Origin of the sequence: Gottfriedia acidiceleris (assembly GCF_036421055.1) — a bacterium.
Lineage (GTDB): Bacteria > Bacillota > Bacilli > Bacillales > Bacillaceae_G > Gottfriedia > Gottfriedia acidiceleris_C.
This window is the reverse complement of the sequence record NZ_JAZGQS010000009.1, coordinates 191,443-209,127: the sequence shown is the minus strand read 5'-3', so window position 1 is coordinate 209,127 and position 17,685 is coordinate 191,443. Positions and strand designations below refer to the sequence as shown.

The following is a 17,685-nucleotide window of genomic DNA, read 5'->3' as shown; positions in this document are numbered from 1 at the left end:
TTAATTTTTAAATTCTAGGTTGGTAGTCCTAATTTAAGTCTGTCTAAAAATTGAAAAATCCCTAAATTAAAACCTTTTTGGTTTGGTGGTTTGACAGTTTCGTTCATATCAGTTGCATAAGCATAAACCAATAATTTATCTAGGAGCTATTATTTTTAATATTAACGATTTAAAGGTATCCATGAAATTACATCAGTAATTTATCTCTTACAGGTTGTAATCTTTTAAATTTTTTATTATAAGATTGTCTAACTAACAATTCTTCTACCAATTTAATAGCATCTTCTTTTCTATTAGCTTTTACATAACTTTCAATGATTTCTATATATTGTTTGTCGTAAGGAATTTTCTCATGTTTAATTAGATCAAATGCCTTATCGAAGCAGTTAGTAGCATTTATAAAATCATTTAAATTAAGATATGTACCACCATTACCTACATGTAAATCAGCACGTTGTAGAACATTTAGTGCTTGTATCTTTAAACCTTCATTTCTAATTTGAATTGCTTTCTCAAATTCTTTTCTTGTCTCTGCATTAAATGCTTCACTATGAAAATGGTCAAACTTAGTTAAATTTTTTCTAGGCTTTTTTGTTTTAAGTATGAGCCATATAAAGACTAAATCAACTATTATTGTTAACAAATCATATACTAGTTTTTCTAGACTAAAATGTCCCCAATTTCTATATATTGTATGAATAATATGCCATGTAAGGTTTATGTAAAATAAATATAAAATAATTTTACTCACTTAAATACCAACTTTCACTTTCTAAGATTATGTAAATTTATTATACATTATAGATATATATATAGCGCCCATATATTTAAATTATAAACTAAACTGAAATTGTTATTATGCAACTAATCTGCCATTTACTTTAATAAGAAAAAGCTACCGAAGTAGCTTTTAGGTTGTTAAACTATTGCATGCTTTAGTTGAAGAAGATTTAACAAATTTTTTTATAACTTACAAGCGTCATTTTTTCATTTAAGCGTTTTGTTTCTCCTGTGAGGCTATAACCCATTTTTTCATATAAATAACAGTTACGCTTTTCTTCTAAGATAGTTCTTAATTCCCAAGTAGTTGCTTGTGGAAATTGTTTCTCAATTAACTGGATAGCTTTCTGTGCAATTCCCATTCCTTGGTACTCGGGTAAAATGAACATCGGACTGATCCAAAATTGCGTTTCTTCTTTCCAATAGATACAAATTGCACCTACAAGAATATCATCGTGCAAAATTTTATAAAACCCTCCAGTAGAGTAATTAATTCTCTTAATTACATTATCAATCGGTTCGTTCGCTGGATTTGTATCGGTATCTTTATATTTCTCTAACAATGGCATAAATGCTTTCACTTGCATTTCAAAAATTACTTGTACATCTGCGTCTGTTGCTTTGTCTAATCTTAAGTGCACTAATTCTCACCTCTAAATACTTTATTTTCAATTAATTATTAAATTCTATATCATTTCTTGTTTTCCTTGTTCAACTAAAACTACCAATTAGCTTAATAAAAAAAAATCGACTATCCAGCCGATATTGTTCAACTTTTGAGTGCGTTAGTTGTATAGTTTAATTCCACTCGTTTACTAATAGACCGTAAATAATATGGTCTACATAATGATCATATAACCATTCTGCATGCCTGATTTTACCTTCTTCAACAAATCCAAATCTTTCAGGAAGTGCTCTGCTTTTGTTATTTTCAGCAGCGACACTAACTTCAATTTTATTCAGTCCAAGATCTTTAAATCCATAATCAATTATAGATTTAAATGCTTTTGACATAATTCCTTTACCTTGGAAATGTTCCCCTAACCAAAAGCCTATTGTTCCAATTTTATTTGACTTATTAATGTCGTTAAAACCAATTGTCCCTGCAATTTCCCCTTTATAAATAATAGCGAATGACCTTGGTATTCCACCATTTTCAGCAAATGATTTCAACCTTGCATTAATGTTTTGAGCAGTATCTTCTACACTTTCAATAAAATCTAACCAACCAAGCCATTCTTTTAAATAAGCCTTTGAACTGATCGTTAAATTATAAAATTCTTGAGCATCTTCAATATTCAACATTCTTAACGACACATCTTCGTCAACCTTATGTAATAACATTTCTTTCCCCTCGCTTATAAAAACCTTTTAAATATTTTACCAAAAATAATCTATTACTTCATACTTCTTATTGAACTATCCTGCCATTTAAAAAACGATCCTTCGTTATTGAAGAATCGCATTAGTTAGTTGAATAAGGAATATCACTTAATAATAGGGATTTGGACCTCATTCAGCCAATCCTCGATAAATGGAGCCTGATGAGAATTTAAGTTTTTAGGAATATCATTTTTATTTAGAAAACATAATTCAATACTTTCATCATTATGTTGTAAAGTTCCTACATAATCAGTTATATGAAAAATAATTTGTACACTAAATACTTTATCTCCATTCGCATATTGAGCAAATCCATTTTTGCCAGAGTATATACCAAATAATTTAACATTATTAATAGTCAAATTTGTTTCCTCAAAAACTTCTCTTTTAACTGTATCTTCAAAAGTTTCCCCTAATTCTAATAGACCACCAGGAATCCCCCAAACATCATAATCAGTTCTACGTTGTAGAAGAATTCGTCCCGCATTATCTTCAATAATTGCACCACAGCCAACCGTTAATATAGTCTCATTTCCAACCATTTCTCTCATTGTTTTAATATAATCGTTCATAAGAATAACCTCGTATATTTTTTATTACTTATTTCGACAAAAAACGTAAAACCTCCTGCTTTTGAATTAATACATCAACCTACATTTAATTTTTCTTATTGAACTAAACTGCCAATTAGTTGAATAAAAATATCAACAATATACTTTAACAGAGCCTATTTATTAACAAATATTAGTACACATACAAAAAATAAAAAACTTAAAATAAAAGATAGGTAATTTCGTTTAGTTCGAGGCATTAGTATAAAAATAATTAAGTAACTTAACAAAAATAAACATGTGATTAATACCTTCACAATACTTTCTATCATAAAACGTGCATTTAACATAATAAGAACACCCTGTAACCCTGATGAAATATTTAGTATTCTATTCAAAGTAAATTCTTTTTCGTCATTTGGAAAAACATTCTCATCCATAATCTTCAATTACTCCTTTTTCAAAATTAATCTATAAAATCATTTTCCATCAACATTCCTCAATTATAATACATCTACTATATCCTAAATAAAAAAACATCCATATTATTCCATTACTAGAAATTAAATTAAAATGCTTATATTTATTAATATTATAATCCAAATATTGGTAAATTTGTTAAAAATCCTTGTTCAACTAAACTGCCATTTAGTGCAATAAAAAAGACCGACAAATCGTCGATCCTGTTATGTAATTAACGCATGCTTTAGTTGAATAAGGAAAAAAGAATCTTCAATTTTTGAAAATCCTTTTTTTCATTTCCGATATTCATTTTTTGGTTAACCTTGATGTAACTTTGAAAATCGAACCTCATTGATTTGTTCTTTCGCAGAACGTGTTGCAGTAGCAATTTCATTAAACATGCTATTCTCTGTGATGTTTTTCCAATCGTTATTAAATTCGCTATAATAACAATATGTAATTCCTCTAGAAGACGAAATGACTGCCCCAAGACCTTTTTCGTCAAAATATGCTTTCATATCTTCAGCCTTACCACCTTGTGCACCTAAACCTGGAACTAGAAAAATTGAATGCGGCATTAATTGTCTTATTTTTATTGCTTCTTCTGGATATGTTGCACCTACAACTGCACCGATGAAAGAGTAGTTATTCTCTCCAAGTGTTTTTGATGCTAATTTATTAATCTCTTTTGCCATGTTCGCATATAGTATTTCGCCATTCTCTAGTTTCAGATCCTGAATTTCGAATGATGAGGGGTTTGATGTTTTGATTAATAGAAAGATTCCTTTTTCATATTTATTAGCCGTTTCAATAAACGGCATATATCCATCACTTCCTAAAAAAGGATTAACAGTTACCATATCACCACTTAACTTACTTGTTCCTAGAAATGCTTCAGCATACGCCTCTGATGTTGAGCCGATATCCCCTCTTTTAGCATCTTGAATTACAATAAGATTTTTTAAACGTGCGTACTCAATTGTTTTCTCTAAAACTTCAAGACCTAAACTACCATACACTTCGTAATAAGCTAATTGTGGTTTCACTGCTACGGCATGTTCATGAACCGCATCTATTACCAGTTTGTTAAATTTTAGAATAGCATGACAAACCTCTTCATTTGTTGCATCAGCTTCTAATAAAAAAGACGGAAAATACTTAGGATTAGGATCCAATCCAACCACTAAAGCTGTTTCTTTCTTTTGAATGTGTTCTATTAATATATCCACAAAATTTTTCATACAATTTTTCTCCTTAATAATTTAACTAACACTATTATACTATAAGTAATTTTTTCCAAATTGAAAATTTAGAATTTTTTCACCAGAATTCATAAATTATAAAGGGAATTCAATATATGTTTATTATTCCTTATTCAACTATCCTGCCATTTAGTGACATAAAAAAAATCGACTAAACAGCCGATCTTGTTGTTCAACTAATGCATGCTTTAGTTGAATAAGAGTTTTGGTAATATTTTATATTCGTTAAATATCCAATAGTTCCATTACTCCTATGAATAGAAACATAATTCCGCTCAATATCCAAGCATCAAAATTATTTGTTTCTTTCTTTTTTAAAATTTTATGTTCAAGACTATTTAATAATAATAAAGTTGCTAATGAAAGATAGAATATACCTTTGTATATATGATTAACGTTCTCAGACGTAAAAGAATAAACCAAATATATCAACATTAACACGCTCAACATTTTTCTAATAAGTGAAATTTGTTTAATTTCGATATTATATAATTTATTTATAAATTTTCTAAAGGTAGTTCTCATATTAATCTTCCTCATAAACATATTATAAAAGTAAAATATTTAACAACATTTTTATTTACATTTTAATTCTAAAATTACCCTATCTTATTGAACTATCCTGCCATTAACTTCAATAAAAAAACTGCAATTAAGCAGCTTGTGATCTTCAACTAATGCATGCGTTAGTTGAATTAATTAATTAATTTAAATTGGATTTTTGTTATTTACTATTTATAGGTACTTATGTGTAACTATCGCATGCGTTAGTTCAATAAGGTTTTGTTCTTTTCACTTTCTTTTGAACTAAAAAAGTAAATGCACCTAGCAATATTAGGAAGACAATTCCTCCTACAATTAAATTAAAGGGACTGTATTTCGATCCAGCATACTCACCTTTTCTAATAGCTTTTATATATTTACCATCAGCTTCAACTGCTATTGCTATTTTCGTACTTATGCCTTTTATTGAATAATATTTTGTACCCTTTTCATAAACATTGGAAAAATTACCATAATAATTACCTTCAACGTCTGAATACTTTGTAACTGACCCTATTTCTCTTCCGATTTCTGTTACATACTCATCGCTAATAACATATGTGTAATCATTAAAAACAACAAACTTATATGCCCACTTCGCTAGCGTATTGTTGGGGTATAAAAATAAAATCATTAATGTTATAAATGTGATAAAGATAGGCAAGTACTTTCCTCTCATACTATCACTTTTTTCAAATTTTAAATATGGATGTGACATTCCAATTCCTCCATGTATCCTAATTCAACTAATGCATGCGTTAGTTTCATAAGTTCTAAAAATTCACTTTACCTCACGACAACCTCTTCGATCATGTATTTTAACCTATTTTTCGTTTCTATAAATTTAGCTTTTTCTTTGATATTATTCTTTTGTTCCTCGTAGTAAAATGGTTCTCCTTCAAACCTCGGTATGACGTGCATATGATAATGCTTCAAGTCGTTGAATTTTCCACCGTTTTGGCAAATAGTAATACCATCAGGATGAAATAATTTTTTTAGTGCCTTTGAAATGGTCATAGATGCTATCATAATAGCATTTGCTGTTTCAACATCTAACTCTTCGGTATCTAAATAATGCTTTTTCGGAAGAATTAAAGTATGTCCTTCATTAAAAGGTTCGATATCCAAAATGCAACAAACATATTCATTTTCATATACAATATTCACTGTTTCAAGTTGGTTAGATAGTCTGCAACCTAAACATTCTGAGTTTAAAATCATAAGTATCTCCTTTGGTAAGTATTTAATTAATATATTACCAAAAATATCCACTTACTTAATACCCCTTGTTCAACTAATCTGCAAAATACCTAAATAAAGAGCAGCCAGCGGCTGCTCTGGATCTTCAACTAACGCATTCGTTAGTTGGATATCTGTTTAAGAATTCGCCATTACACGAACAATATCCCAAAGATGTTCTTTAATATCACTTAATTGAACTCCTATGTAAATTAAAGCCCCAACACCTATAAGTAAACAAAGCGTTTTAATGATTCTATAAGTTTTTTCTTCCATATCTATGTCTCCCTTAGACTAACTTTTTTATCTATTTTTTTATAAATTCATATACAAAATTAATATTCAATTTAAAATTGAATATCCCTTTTCTGATTAAACTATACTGCCATTTAGTTAAACAAGAAAGTAGGGAAATCTCTCACGAGACTTCCCCCTTATCAAACCGTACGTGCCCTATTAAGGCATACGGCTTATCCATATGTTATATTGATTACCAAGAAGTTGCGTTCCAGGCATTATGCATCCACTCTTGGCTCATTACTATTCCATATCTTTTCTTAATGTTCATCCAATCGGTTTTACCGCAGTAACTCGATTGTTAACATAACATCTTGTCCATGACATGGAGCCATAGGTCGTTCCCCTTCCATTCATTCGGTGTTATGGTCACCGAACTACTCCTGTACTATGAGAACGTCTGACTTCTCCACCTGCTCTTCATCACTTCGGATTACCCTTATAGATTAGAACCCTGCCTGTTCGGTAAGGTGGAGATCTCACGGGGGCATCGCATTTTCCTTCAAGACATACCCTGCACCATCACGTTATAAGCCACATTTTCTCGCTCTGACTTCTAAAGAAAATGCCGTTTTAGTGGGCTTCCTCACTTTTCGAAGAGTCGCCAACTTATCCCGCCGCCGTGCTTCACACTTCTTGCATTAGGGTCTATCTTTTCGTCTACGGGTCTCTCGATTTACCGCATCTCCTTCAGACACTACCTCACGATAATGCCCTAGATTAGACTTCTCGAGCTAGGTCAGTCTCCTCGAGTATGGATTTTCACCATCTGGAATTCATTATTTTATCCTTCATTCAGTCGTTACACCGCAATGCCGTCTCTGTCCAGTTAAGAAAATGAAGGTTGCTGACTAGGTCAGCAACCTATGCGACTGCCCGTCGCACAAAAAGAGCTGCCGAAGCAACTCACGTTGTACAACTAACGCATGCTTTAGTTGCATACTTTATTAAACATTTGTTCGAACATCAAAGGAAGATATTACGGAAGTATCTTGTCAATACTCCATGCGTGAGGCGAGTGCAATAATAGGGATACAATACTAAAAATCATAGCTGAGCGAGCAAACCATTTCCCTTCTTGCTTTAATCTTCTATTCTCTATTGATAAAACAAAACTAATACTAGCAATTGTTACACCAATTGTAGCGAATACTATATCTCTTGTTGGTACAAAAAATGACAAGATTGCCAATATTAAAACTAATTTTGAATTAGTGATTGTTTTTTTCATTAAATTCTAGCCTCTTTTCTACTCTGTTAATAAATATTTTAATATATAATTCGTAAAAAGTATTCACATTCCTTATGCAACTAAACTGCCATTATGTTGAATAAGAACAAGCAAATTTATCAATTTTTTATATATTTTACTTTTGTTATGGTTGTGTTTTCTTGTCTAATCATATAGATAGAAATTTATTAGGTTTAAGGAATTATTATATAGTTTTGGACACTTATAACTGATATTTCAATTGCTATTATTTTATTCTTTATCTACAAAGAAAAATAAAACCATCTAAAACACAACAAAAAAATACCTATGTTAACAAATGTTATCAAAGGTATTCTAATTCAATCGTAAACGGTGCGTTCCGACGTATAGGGTTATTTGGTGATAAGTTTTTCAACTCTGAATCTAGTATACGGTTATAATGTATCTTACGTATAAACCGTTTTAAGTGAGTATTTACTTCCATAGGGTCTGCATTACCATTTTCAATATCATCCAACACAGATAAAACATTAGACAGCTTTTCTGTTACTGTTGAAGTATTAGTATTTGCAAGCCTAACAGTCAATTCTTCGCGTTCTACATTAAGTGATTCAATTGTATCGGTTATGGTTTCCTTCTTACTTGCTATTTCATTAACAGTAAATACACCACTAATGGCTAATTCAATTAATTTATTAAACTGTTTTGTTTGCTCTTCTATTTTCCCATTTATATGAATTAACTGTTCTTCTAAATTGGCTGTTAAATCAGTTGTATCATTATTAAGTAGGCGTTCAATTTCAAGCTCTATTTCTCCTCTTAATTTACCTACTTCCTCCATTACCAATTCTTCAACGTAAATAACATTAATACCCATATTGGGGCATTTGGTACCATCTTCCATTAAGTACTCGCACCCTTTAATGTAATAACTTGCATTTCGATTGTTTTTACAAATCACTAGCTTTCTACCACAATTATGGCAATAACATAAATCTTTTAAAATAGATACGCCTGTAATAGAGCTAGGTCGTTCTCTAATTATCTTTGCCGTTTCTGCCCTTGCATCACGAATACCGTTAGCCTTTTCCCAATCCGCAGCGCTAACAATTGGGGGGTGTGCATTTTCTACCTCAATCGTATTAAGGTTAATATAAACATACTTTCCATTCTGCTTAATTCGCTTACGATCATTAAACACTACCATCCCCTTATAAGCTGGATTACGAATGATACGTCTAATACTTGGTAAGTTAAACGCTTTACCTGTGGCACTTTTATATCCCTCTGCATTAAGTATATCTCGTATACGATAGCTACCTAATCCTTCATTCTGCAGCTTATATATGTAACGAATAATATCTGCACTTTTCTCATCTATTTCTAACCGTTTAGTATCCTTATTACGTTTATATCCATAAGGTACAGAACCACTAACATGCATTCCTTGTTTAACCATTGATAACTTATTATTTTTACTACGAGCACCAATTAAGGAGTGTTCTTGTGAAGCAATTAAACTTCCAAAACGGTACATTAATACGTCAGATTGACTATTCGCCAAATCGTAAATACGTTCTCTTGTAATGATTGGTTTATTATAATCTACACATGTCTGCAACACTTTTTCACTGATCAGTCCGTTACGGCTTAAACGGCTTAATTCAACTACCAAAATACCGTCGTATAACTCTATATTGTTTAACATGCGTTGAAGTTGCGGGCGCTCACTTAACTCTGATTTTCCACCGCTCATTACTTCTTGGTAAAGTTCGTATGCCCACCCACATTCCTTCGCATATTCCATTAACATGGATCGATGGTTTAGTAATGTGTCTGCGTTTTCGCCTTTCTTCTCTTGAGATATTCTTAAGTAAATAGCAACGTTGTTTATGCTGCTAGCTATGTTATTTTTTTCTAAGATATTCAAAGTAACCCCCCCCTTAATTATTATTACTGTGTAAATGGTTAAAACCGTACAAAATTTTGTATAAAATTAATAATACAATGAAATGAAAAGTACTGCATTATAAAAATGCAGTAGGTACTGCATAACCAGAAGTATGCCCACGTAACCCTTCAATAATTTCCAATCCTTTTGCAACTGGTGCTCTGAAATGACCGATTCCTTCTGACAAATCACATTGATAAATATAATATGGTCTGACTCTTATTTTTACTAAGTCATGCATTAACTTTTTCATGATCGGTACGCTGTCATTTATCCCTGTTAAAATAACTGATTGGTTCCCAACTGGAACACCAGCATTTGCAAGCATTTCACATGCTTTTTTTGCTTCTTCGGTTACTTCGATGCTCGTATTGAAATGAGTGTTTAACCAAACAGGATGGTATTTTTTTAATATTTCACATAAGTTTTCAGTAATTCTTTGCGGGAATACTACAGGAGCTCTAGTGCCAATTCTAATAATTTCTACATGATCAATTGCTCTTAAATTTTTTAAAATATATTCCAAAATATTGTCATTAATTAATAATCCGTCTCCTCCTGAAATTAGAACGTCCCTTACTTCTTCATTTTCACGTATATATGCAATTGCTTCATCTAATTGTTTTTTCGGTACTCCCATACCAATTTGACCCGAAAATCGACGTCTTGTACAGTAGCGACAATACATTGAACATTGATTTGTAACTAAAAAAAGCACTCGATCTGGATATCGATGGGTTAATCCAGGAACTGGACTATCATCATCTTCTCCTAGTGGATCTTCCGAATCATATTTTGTTTTATTTAATTCTTTACTAATTGGTACAGACTGCATTCTAATGGGGCAGCGTGGATCGGTTGGATTCATTAATGAAGCATAGTAAGGAGTAATATTTAATGGAATTGTTTTAGTAGATATTCTTACGCCTTCTTCTTCATCCTTTGTTAAATCGATCACTTGTTTCAAGTCATCCAATGTTCTGACTGTATTCGTTAATTGCCATAGCCAATCGTTCCATTGTTCATCCGTTACATCTTTCCATAGAGGAATGTCTTTCCAATGTCTTTGAGGTTTATAAAGCTGATTTTTCATTTATGGTCCTCCTTGTTTAATAGGACAATTTAAATTTACTAAAATAAGTAAAAGTTTCTAGTTATATACCTACTTCTTTATATGCATTTAATAAAAAGTTGGTGAAAAGTGTAATACTTTAAAAAATAGTATGAATACTGTTAAAATGAAATAAACCGACTAACAAAATCGTTAGTCGGTATCTGTGGCTGACGCTCAATAGTTTTTAGCAAGTTACAAAAGACGCACCGATGATAATTAATAAAATAAACAATACAACGATTAACGCAAATCCTCCGCCGCATCCCCAGCCACAACCGTAGCCTCCGCCGTAGTATGGTGAATATCCCTTCATATAGATTGCCTCCTTCACTTAACTTTTAGAAATCACAATAAAGTATATGTAAGGTTTACAATCCTTGTTACATAGGCATTTGACTATATTTCATTCAAAGTTAAAACGATTTTTGGATATAAACATGAAGTTATAGGTCTATGAATGAGTAATTAAATTCTTGAAAAATCAATTTAAACAAATAAAAAAGTCTTGAGATCATTCTCTCAAGACTCTAAAACTTAATATATAAATGATAATAGATATGTCCAAATACAAACAAATGCTAGTAATCCAAAACTATATTTTAATGTCATCTTTGTTAATGTTGATTCCTTACCTGTTTCTCCTACTGCAGCTGTTGCGATTGCGATTGACTGAGGTGAAACTAGTTTTGCGATTACCCCACCTGCAGTATTTGCAGATACTAATAACGAAGGATTTGTACCTAAAATATTACCAGCTGAAACTTGAATCGGTGCAAATAAAGTATTGTTATTTACGACAGAACCAGTCATAAATACCCCAATCCATCCTAAAATTGGAGATAAGAATGGGAATGCATCTCCAGTGTGGGCAACTGCTTGACTTAAAGCACTTGTTAATCCTCCATAAGTCATCAATTTTGCGATACTAATAATTGCACAAATCATTATGATCGGAATCCAAAATTCTGAGATTGTTTTTTTAAGTAGCGATAATCCCTTACCTACATTGATTGATTTAGAAGTGAAAATTGTAACTAAACCTGCTAATAAAATCGCAGTACCTGTTGCTCCAATTAAATCAATGCTGACATTTATTGTAGAACCTGGAACAACGAATTTTACTATAGTAGATGCTAAAGCTCCTCCATCAGCGAATAAACCTTTAAAAGATTTTAAGCTCCAAATTAATACGAAAATTGTTAGTAAATAAAATGGTGACCATGCTTTAATCACATCTGACATTGAATAAGATTCAATTTTAAATTCTTTCCCATTTAGTAAGAAAATATTTTTAGGTTGCCATTTTTTAAGAAATAATGCTAAAACACCCATTGTTAATAATGAAGGAATAATATCTGCTAACTCTGGACCTAAAAAGATTGTCATAATTGCTTGAGAAATTGTATAAGTAAAAGACGTAACTAAAATGGCAGGTAAAATTTCTTTAATTCCTTTGAATCCATCGATTAACCAAATTAATAGAAATGGAATTGTAAAATTTATAATCGGTAATGTTAATGCAGTCATAATTGAAACTTTCATTGAAGTTACACCATGTAATCCAAATGTATCAATAATTCCAACTGGTATTCCAATTGCTCCAAATGCACCAGATGCACCATTCGCAATTAAACAGAGCATTGCTGCTTGTAATGGTTTAAAACCGACTGAAACTAATAATACCGCACAGATAGCAATCGGTACTCCAAAACCTGCTGCCCCTTCAAGAAATGCATTAAAACAAAATCCAATCAATAAAAACTGAATCCGTTGATCACTTGAAATACCAACTATACTGCTACGTAATATATCAAACTTTCCGGATTCTACTGTTATTTTGTATAACCACACAGCCATTACAATAATATAACCAATTGGCCATAACCCTTGAATCGTTCCTTGGGTAACACTTCCAATTGATGCACCAATTGGTAATTTAAAGATCGTTAGTACAATAATAAACGTAATTCCAAGGTTTAATAACGCTGCATAAATACCTTTCATTTTTAATACTGTTAAGCATAAAAGAAATAAAAGAATCGGTATTGCCGCCACTAGTGCAGAAATTGCAAGATTATCAAATGGATTAAAACTATCTACTAACATTTGGTTTGCTCCTTTTTTTAGGTTCTAGATTTACTTACAAAATCTAGCATCCAACCTAACTTTTTTTGTTTAAATAACTTCACAAACATTATTATTTATAATATTGCCATATAAAATAATTAATATTATTTAAAACAAGTGACATTTTTGTGAAATATTTCACATATAGGTATAAAAAATAAAATCATTTTGGCTAATTCCTTATTATTTATTGTGAAGTATTTAACAAAGTTAATTTTATACTAAGAATTATTTCATAACAATCAACTATTATTTCCAGTTATGGATAAATATGGTATATCTCTTTTTTCCTTTTTTGTTATGTATTTTCAAAATATTTGAGGGGAATTATAAAGAAATACATAAAAAAACCAACTAACCTATAGAAGGAGTAATAGATTCATGTCAAAGTTCTTTCGAATATGCCTTCTTTCTTTTCTTGTTTTCTTTCTGGCCAGTTGTCAAATTAAACCATCAGGCAATGGCCAAAGCCAATCAAATCCACTAAGTGAGCAAAAAATGAGCTTTAAAAATAAACTTTTAAAAAACTCATTATTTTTCCTTGTTATAGGAGTTGATTCGAGGGGCGAAAAAAATTCACGTTCAGATAGTATTGCAGTAGTTCAATATAATGTTGATGACCGCACTTTAAAAGTCGCCTCAATTTTAAGGGATTCATACGTAAAAATTAAAGGATATAAGTATCATTACGGAAAAATTAATCAGGCCTATTATTTAGGGGGCGAAAAACTACTAAAAGAAACAATATATACTAATTTCGGTATTCCAATTGACCATACGGTTATAATCGATTTTAAAGGTTTTGTCGGGATTGTAGATACACTTGTTCCAGAAGGTATTACAGTTAATGTTAGTCAATCAATCATTAATGATATGAACTTAAAATTGAAACCTGGCATAAATAAACTACATGGAGAACAGCTCTTAAAATATGTACGTTTTAGACATGATCATGATAATGATTTTGGAAGAGTTCAACGACAGCAAGAAGTATTGTTAAAAGTCGTAAGTGCCGTTAAAGAAAAGTTAAATACATTTGGTGGGATCGCCAGAGTTCCTCTTTTATTAGACGAAACAACAAAATATGTTTCAACTGACTTAAAATTAGATGAAGTACTTTCGCTTGTTTCCATTGCATTTTCTCAACCAATTGAAAAAATTGACCGATTAAGTATTCCAGTAGATGCTGGCTTTACAAACGAAACAGTTGAACATTCAGGTGCAGTACTAAAATTAAACTTTTCTAAGAACAGACAAACAATTAAGCAATTTTTTAAAGCACCTGCACCTGTAATAAAAAGTAAAAATAGTAATGGTGATAAAAAGTTGAAAAATAAATGATTTATTGAACTTCACAAAAAAGAGAAGGTTGTATCCCTTCTCTTTTTTTGTTTAATTTAAAGCTATCTCGTTTATCTTTAGATTTTATTGATTAAAAGAAATGACTTTATATGTATCAAATGCGTATTCTAAGATTGTGATACTAGCGTTTTTTATTTCTAATTCAATATTAAACTCCTCTGAAAATTTTTTTACAATATTACGAATTGTATTTCCATGAGTGACAATTAATACATTTTCATCGTTTTTATTATTTTCAATGATTAGTTCATTTAAGCCTTTTTCAATTCGATCCCATAACTCGGAGTAGTTCTCAGCATGATGGTATGGATCAGATTCTTTGATAAAATTTGTAATATCTTCTAGAGACCGATTTCTTATTAGTTCTCTAAAGGAAGAATAACCGTGATCATTTGCGACTTTACCTAAGGCTACTGCTGAGAATTCTCCTTCAAAACTACCAAAAAAGGACTCTCGGAAGGCTTTTGTTTTTCTAATTACAGGTATTTCGTAACTGTTTTGCTGTAAAATTAGTTCTGCTGTTTCGACAGTTCTACCTGAATCGCTAGTATATACACGGTCAAACTGGATATTTGATAATTTATTTCCACATTCAATCGCTACTAGTTTTCCTTCTTCTGTTAATGGACTATCGGCCCATCCTTGCATTCTTTTGTAACGATTTAAATAAGTTTCACCATGTCTAATTAAATATAAATGAATTCTATTTTTCATCTAATCACCCACAATGTGAATTTTAAAATCTAGTTAAAGCAAGGGAAATGTTGATCCTTATTTGCCAAAACCTTACCTAAGTAAATCCCACTAGCCGCTGCTTGGGATAAGGAGTGAGTAACTCCAGAGCAATCTCCAATTACAAATAAACCCTCTAAACTCGTTTGAAAGTTTGAATTTGTTTCGATAATCGGTGAATAAAACTTTCCATCCATTCCGTAAAGAAGTGTATCCTCATCAATTGTCTCTCCAATAAATTCTTCCAATTGATTCAAAAATCCTTGTAAAATATTTAAATATAAAATAGGAACTTCATTTTTAAGGTCACCGCAATCGGCATCTAATGTTGGCTTTATACTGTTTTTTTCCATTTTGACATTAGTTGTAGTCTCACCGTTTAGTAAATCACCTAATCGTTGAACAACGATTCGATCTAATCCATTATTTATTTTTCCTATAATTTTATTAGCATAAAGATTTGCTTCTTTCAGTGATGGAAAATATTTAGGTGTGAATAGTGTAAAATTTAAATTAGTTGTTCCTGATTCTTTTTCCTTAAAATTTTGTCCATCAGGCATTACTAATCCTTCTTGAAACTTACGAACGATTCTACCTTTTGGATTCATACAATATGTAGTTGAAATTAATTCATTAGATTCAAAAGCGAGTTTCGTTTCGAATGTATCTTGTAAAATTGTCCGAAGCTGTTGTTCTTTCATTTCAACTCTAATTCCTAAATCTAACCGAGTTCTACCTTGTTTAACTCCAAGTGATGTACACTGATCATTTAACCATTCAGTACCAGACCTACCTGTTGCAAATACTACGTTTTTAGATTCGAATTTTCCTAAGTTAGTATCCAAATAGAATAGGTTATTCACCTTTTTAATCGTTTGAGTATCGACTTCAAAGAGAATATCAATTCTACTAGATAATTCGTTATATAATCGTTCGAATATTTCTGTTGAAAGACGCGTACCCAGATGTCTAACTTCAGTCGTTAACATATGTAAATTGCAATCTCTGGCTTTTTTCGCCAACTTTTCATTTACAGTCGAATACTTTTCTACAGAACCTCCCCCAAAAAGGCATAATAAATCGTCAACCTCTTTCATTAATTTTTCAAGATTTTCTTTCCCTACCTTTTTAGCTAGTTCTCCTCCAAAATCACATGAATAGTTAAATTTTCCTTCTGATTTACCAAGTCCTGCAAAGCCATAATATTTTCCACAAACATCGCATTGGCATATTCCGCCTTTGTCTATAGCACAGGCCCTTTCCTCTAAAGACTTTCCTTTTTCAAGAATTAATACTTTTTGATTTGTTTGTAATAATGTATATGCTAGAAAAATACTACTTACACCTGAACCGATAATTGTAATATCATACATCTTATTCACCTACTTGATTTTTTCACTTATTCTAATTGTACAATAGTTACTATACTTAAGTGAAATCCCAAACTTATAATGATTAGGTATTATCTTTAGTAAAAAAAAAACGCCTTTTTGGCGTGTTCAAGAATTTTTATTCTTATCCTTATCTTTAAACTCTAAAATGGCGATCACAAACATACCAAAGCTAATCATTAGTGATAAAACTTCGAAAGTAACTATATAAACCGCCTCCTTACTTTTAAGCCTTCCCGGAACCAAGTTTGTCCTATACATTCATCGATTTTTTTTTATAACTTCTTTAAATAAAGGGACTAACCTGAAGGTCCTTCAAAGCTAGGAGGAGTTAATTCATTTTCTTCCACAAAACGATAAATGTCTATTTTTTACTAAAAATTGGAACAATATTACCATAGGAGGAATGTAAATGAATCATTTCGAAGCATTTTTAATTAGTAAGAATTGGATTGATAATGATCTTGATGCAAGGTATATAAATATAAACCACCCTTATGCGATTTTAATTTCAGGAGATGAAGGACAAATTACTTTAAGAGGAAACACCGGTATTGATAATGGTCAAAACGGTGAAGAGATTTTCTCCTTTACATCATTAAAAGAGCTTCAAGAGTGGTTTGAAGGTAATATTGGAGAATGAATTTGTACAATAAAATAAGTTATCCTACTCATGCCAAAATCTTAAATAATTGGCTGAGTTTTTTTTATTGCATTGTAAAACGCATAAAATAATTCAATGAATCTAAGAGATTGTAAAAATAAATTTTTGAATTTAAAAAAGCAAATTTACATAAAGGAAATTGAAGCATTTGTAACGAATAATTTTCTTTGGAGGTGTTTGATATGAGCAGTAATAATAATGAATTCAATTTTAATAAAGAAGATTTATATCTTGAGGTAATCAACGAAATGAAAGGAATACAAATTCATTTATTAGAAGAGATCAATCGGTTAAACAGCGAAGTTAATTTTTTGATATCAGTTGTTCTACCAAATATTGATAGAGATAATTTAAATAATGATCAATTGGCCATGTTTGGAGAAATCGTTTTGAATAAAAGAAGTTAACTATTTATTAGTATTACTTGTAATTCTATCAGTTTAAAATTGACAAGTTTCTGAAGCAATCAAAACAAATTATGTTTCGCAAAATTGTTCCCTTTTACCTCTTATAACTTTTACCACTTAAAATTGATTGTTAGATTGATGAACCTGAATCGATAGGTTTAACAACATTTAATGTAATGATCATTATCTTAATGTAAACAGCAATTA

Annotated in this window: 18 protein-coding genes and 1 pseudogene; 3 read left to right on the top strand and 16 right to left on the bottom strand. The window is 30.9% G+C overall.

Translation table 11 applies throughout. The features are described 5' to 3' along the window. Positions 1-187: 187 nt before the first annotated feature. The 13 genes and pseudogenes from RAH41_RS15605 to RAH41_RS15545 all read right to left on the bottom strand — a co-directional run bounded on the left by RAH41_RS15605 (position 188) and on the right by RAH41_RS15545 (position 12,901). Positions 188-751: a hypothetical protein gene (locus tag RAH41_RS15605; protein ID WP_331223740.1), complete on the bottom strand. Its 564-nt coding sequence runs from the start codon at positions 749-751 to the stop codon at positions 188-190. A 199-nt stretch (positions 752-950) separates the two neighbouring features. Beyond that, positions 951-1,367, bottom strand: a complete 417-nt coding sequence (locus RAH41_RS15600) for a GNAT family N-acetyltransferase (protein WP_419471614.1) — start codon at positions 1,365-1,367, stop codon at positions 951-953. 211 nt (positions 1,368-1,578) lie between these two features. Continuing rightward, positions 1,579-2,124, bottom strand: coding sequence for a GNAT family protein (locus tag RAH41_RS15595; protein WP_331223737.1), 546 nt, complete (start codon positions 2,122-2,124; stop codon positions 1,579-1,581). A gap of 143 nt (positions 2,125-2,267) precedes the next feature. Then, positions 2,268-2,735 carry an NUDIX hydrolase gene (locus tag RAH41_RS15590; RefSeq protein WP_331223735.1) on the bottom strand — a complete coding sequence of 156 codons (468 nt, stop codon included), beginning with the start codon at positions 2,733-2,735 and terminating at the stop codon, positions 2,268-2,270. A gap of 758 nt (positions 2,736-3,493) precedes the next feature. Then, positions 3,494-4,417, bottom strand: a complete 924-nt coding sequence (gene pyrF / locus RAH41_RS15585) for an orotidine-5'-phosphate decarboxylase (protein ID WP_331223734.1) — start codon at positions 4,415-4,417, stop codon at positions 3,494-3,496. A 793-nt stretch (positions 4,418-5,210) separates the two neighbouring features. Beyond that, the gene (locus RAH41_RS15580) at positions 5,211-5,699 is read right to left on the bottom strand and encodes a hypothetical protein (RefSeq protein ID WP_331223732.1); all 489 of its coding nucleotides are present in this window, start codon (positions 5,697-5,699) and stop codon (positions 5,211-5,213) included. Between the two features lie 68 nt (positions 5,700-5,767). Then, on the bottom strand, positions 5,768-6,202 hold the full coding sequence (locus RAH41_RS15575) for an HIT family protein (protein ID WP_331223749.1): 435 nt from the start codon (positions 6,200-6,202) through the stop codon (positions 5,768-5,770). 156 nt (positions 6,203-6,358) lie between these two features. Next, positions 6,359-6,496, bottom strand: a complete 138-nt coding sequence (locus RAH41_RS15570; RefSeq protein WP_331223730.1) for a hypothetical protein — start codon at positions 6,494-6,496, stop codon at positions 6,359-6,361. 1,000 nt (positions 6,497-7,496) lie between these two features. After that, positions 7,497-7,748, bottom strand: a complete 252-nt coding sequence (locus RAH41_RS15565; RefSeq protein ID WP_331223728.1) for a hypothetical protein — start codon at positions 7,746-7,748, stop codon at positions 7,497-7,499. 325 nt (positions 7,749-8,073) lie between these two features. Then, entirely contained in the window at positions 8,074-9,660 is a 1,587-nt protein-coding gene (locus RAH41_RS15560; protein WP_331223726.1) for a recombinase family protein, read from the bottom strand. 109 nt (positions 9,661-9,769) lie between these two features. Further along, positions 9,770-10,774: pseudogene (locus tag RAH41_RS15555) on the bottom strand (KamA family radical SAM protein); the annotation flags it as partial. Positions 10,775-10,979: 205 nt separating this feature from the next. Next, on the bottom strand, positions 10,980-11,108 hold the full coding sequence (locus RAH41_RS15550) for a YjcZ family sporulation protein (RefSeq protein WP_088010572.1): 129 nt from the start codon (positions 11,106-11,108) through the stop codon (positions 10,980-10,982). A 221-nt stretch (positions 11,109-11,329) separates the two neighbouring features. Next, entirely contained in the window at positions 11,330-12,901 is a 1,572-nt protein-coding gene (locus tag RAH41_RS15545) for an L-lactate permease (protein ID WP_331223723.1), read from the bottom strand. A gap of 402 nt (positions 12,902-13,303) precedes the next feature. Here RAH41_RS15545 and RAH41_RS15540 point away from each other — a divergent pair, with 402 nt between their 5' ends. Then, positions 13,304-14,263, top strand: coding sequence for an LCP family protein (locus RAH41_RS15540; protein ID WP_331223722.1), 960 nt, complete (start codon positions 13,304-13,306; stop codon positions 14,261-14,263). A gap of 84 nt (positions 14,264-14,347) precedes the next feature. Here the strand turns inward: RAH41_RS15540 and RAH41_RS15535 are convergent, their stop codons facing one another. The 3 genes from RAH41_RS15535 to RAH41_RS22655 form a co-directional block, all read right to left on the bottom strand. Next, positions 14,348-14,998: a histidine phosphatase family protein gene (locus RAH41_RS15535; RefSeq protein ID WP_331223721.1), complete on the bottom strand. Its 651-nt coding sequence runs from the start codon at positions 14,996-14,998 to the stop codon at positions 14,348-14,350. A gap of 29 nt (positions 14,999-15,027) precedes the next feature. Then, positions 15,028-16,389, bottom strand: a complete 1,362-nt coding sequence (locus tag RAH41_RS15530) for an NAD(FAD)-utilizing dehydrogenase (protein WP_331223719.1) — start codon at positions 16,387-16,389, stop codon at positions 15,028-15,030. A gap of 126 nt (positions 16,390-16,515) precedes the next feature. After that, a complete protein-coding gene (locus RAH41_RS22655; RefSeq protein ID WP_419471613.1) occupies positions 16,516-16,668 on the bottom strand; it encodes a putative holin-like toxin in 153 nt (50 codons plus the stop codon). A gap of 151 nt (positions 16,669-16,819) precedes the next feature. Between RAH41_RS22655 and RAH41_RS15525 the strand changes: the two genes are divergently transcribed. After that, complete coding sequence (locus RAH41_RS15525) at positions 16,820-17,050, top strand: hypothetical protein (RefSeq protein WP_331223717.1); 231 nt, start codon at positions 16,820-16,822, stop codon at positions 17,048-17,050. Positions 17,051-17,253: 203 nt separating this feature from the next. Then, positions 17,254-17,478 (top strand): hypothetical protein, encoded by a 225-nt coding sequence (locus RAH41_RS15520; RefSeq protein ID WP_331223716.1) that lies wholly within the window; start codon positions 17,254-17,256, stop codon positions 17,476-17,478. Positions 17,479-17,685 lie beyond the last annotated feature (207 nt).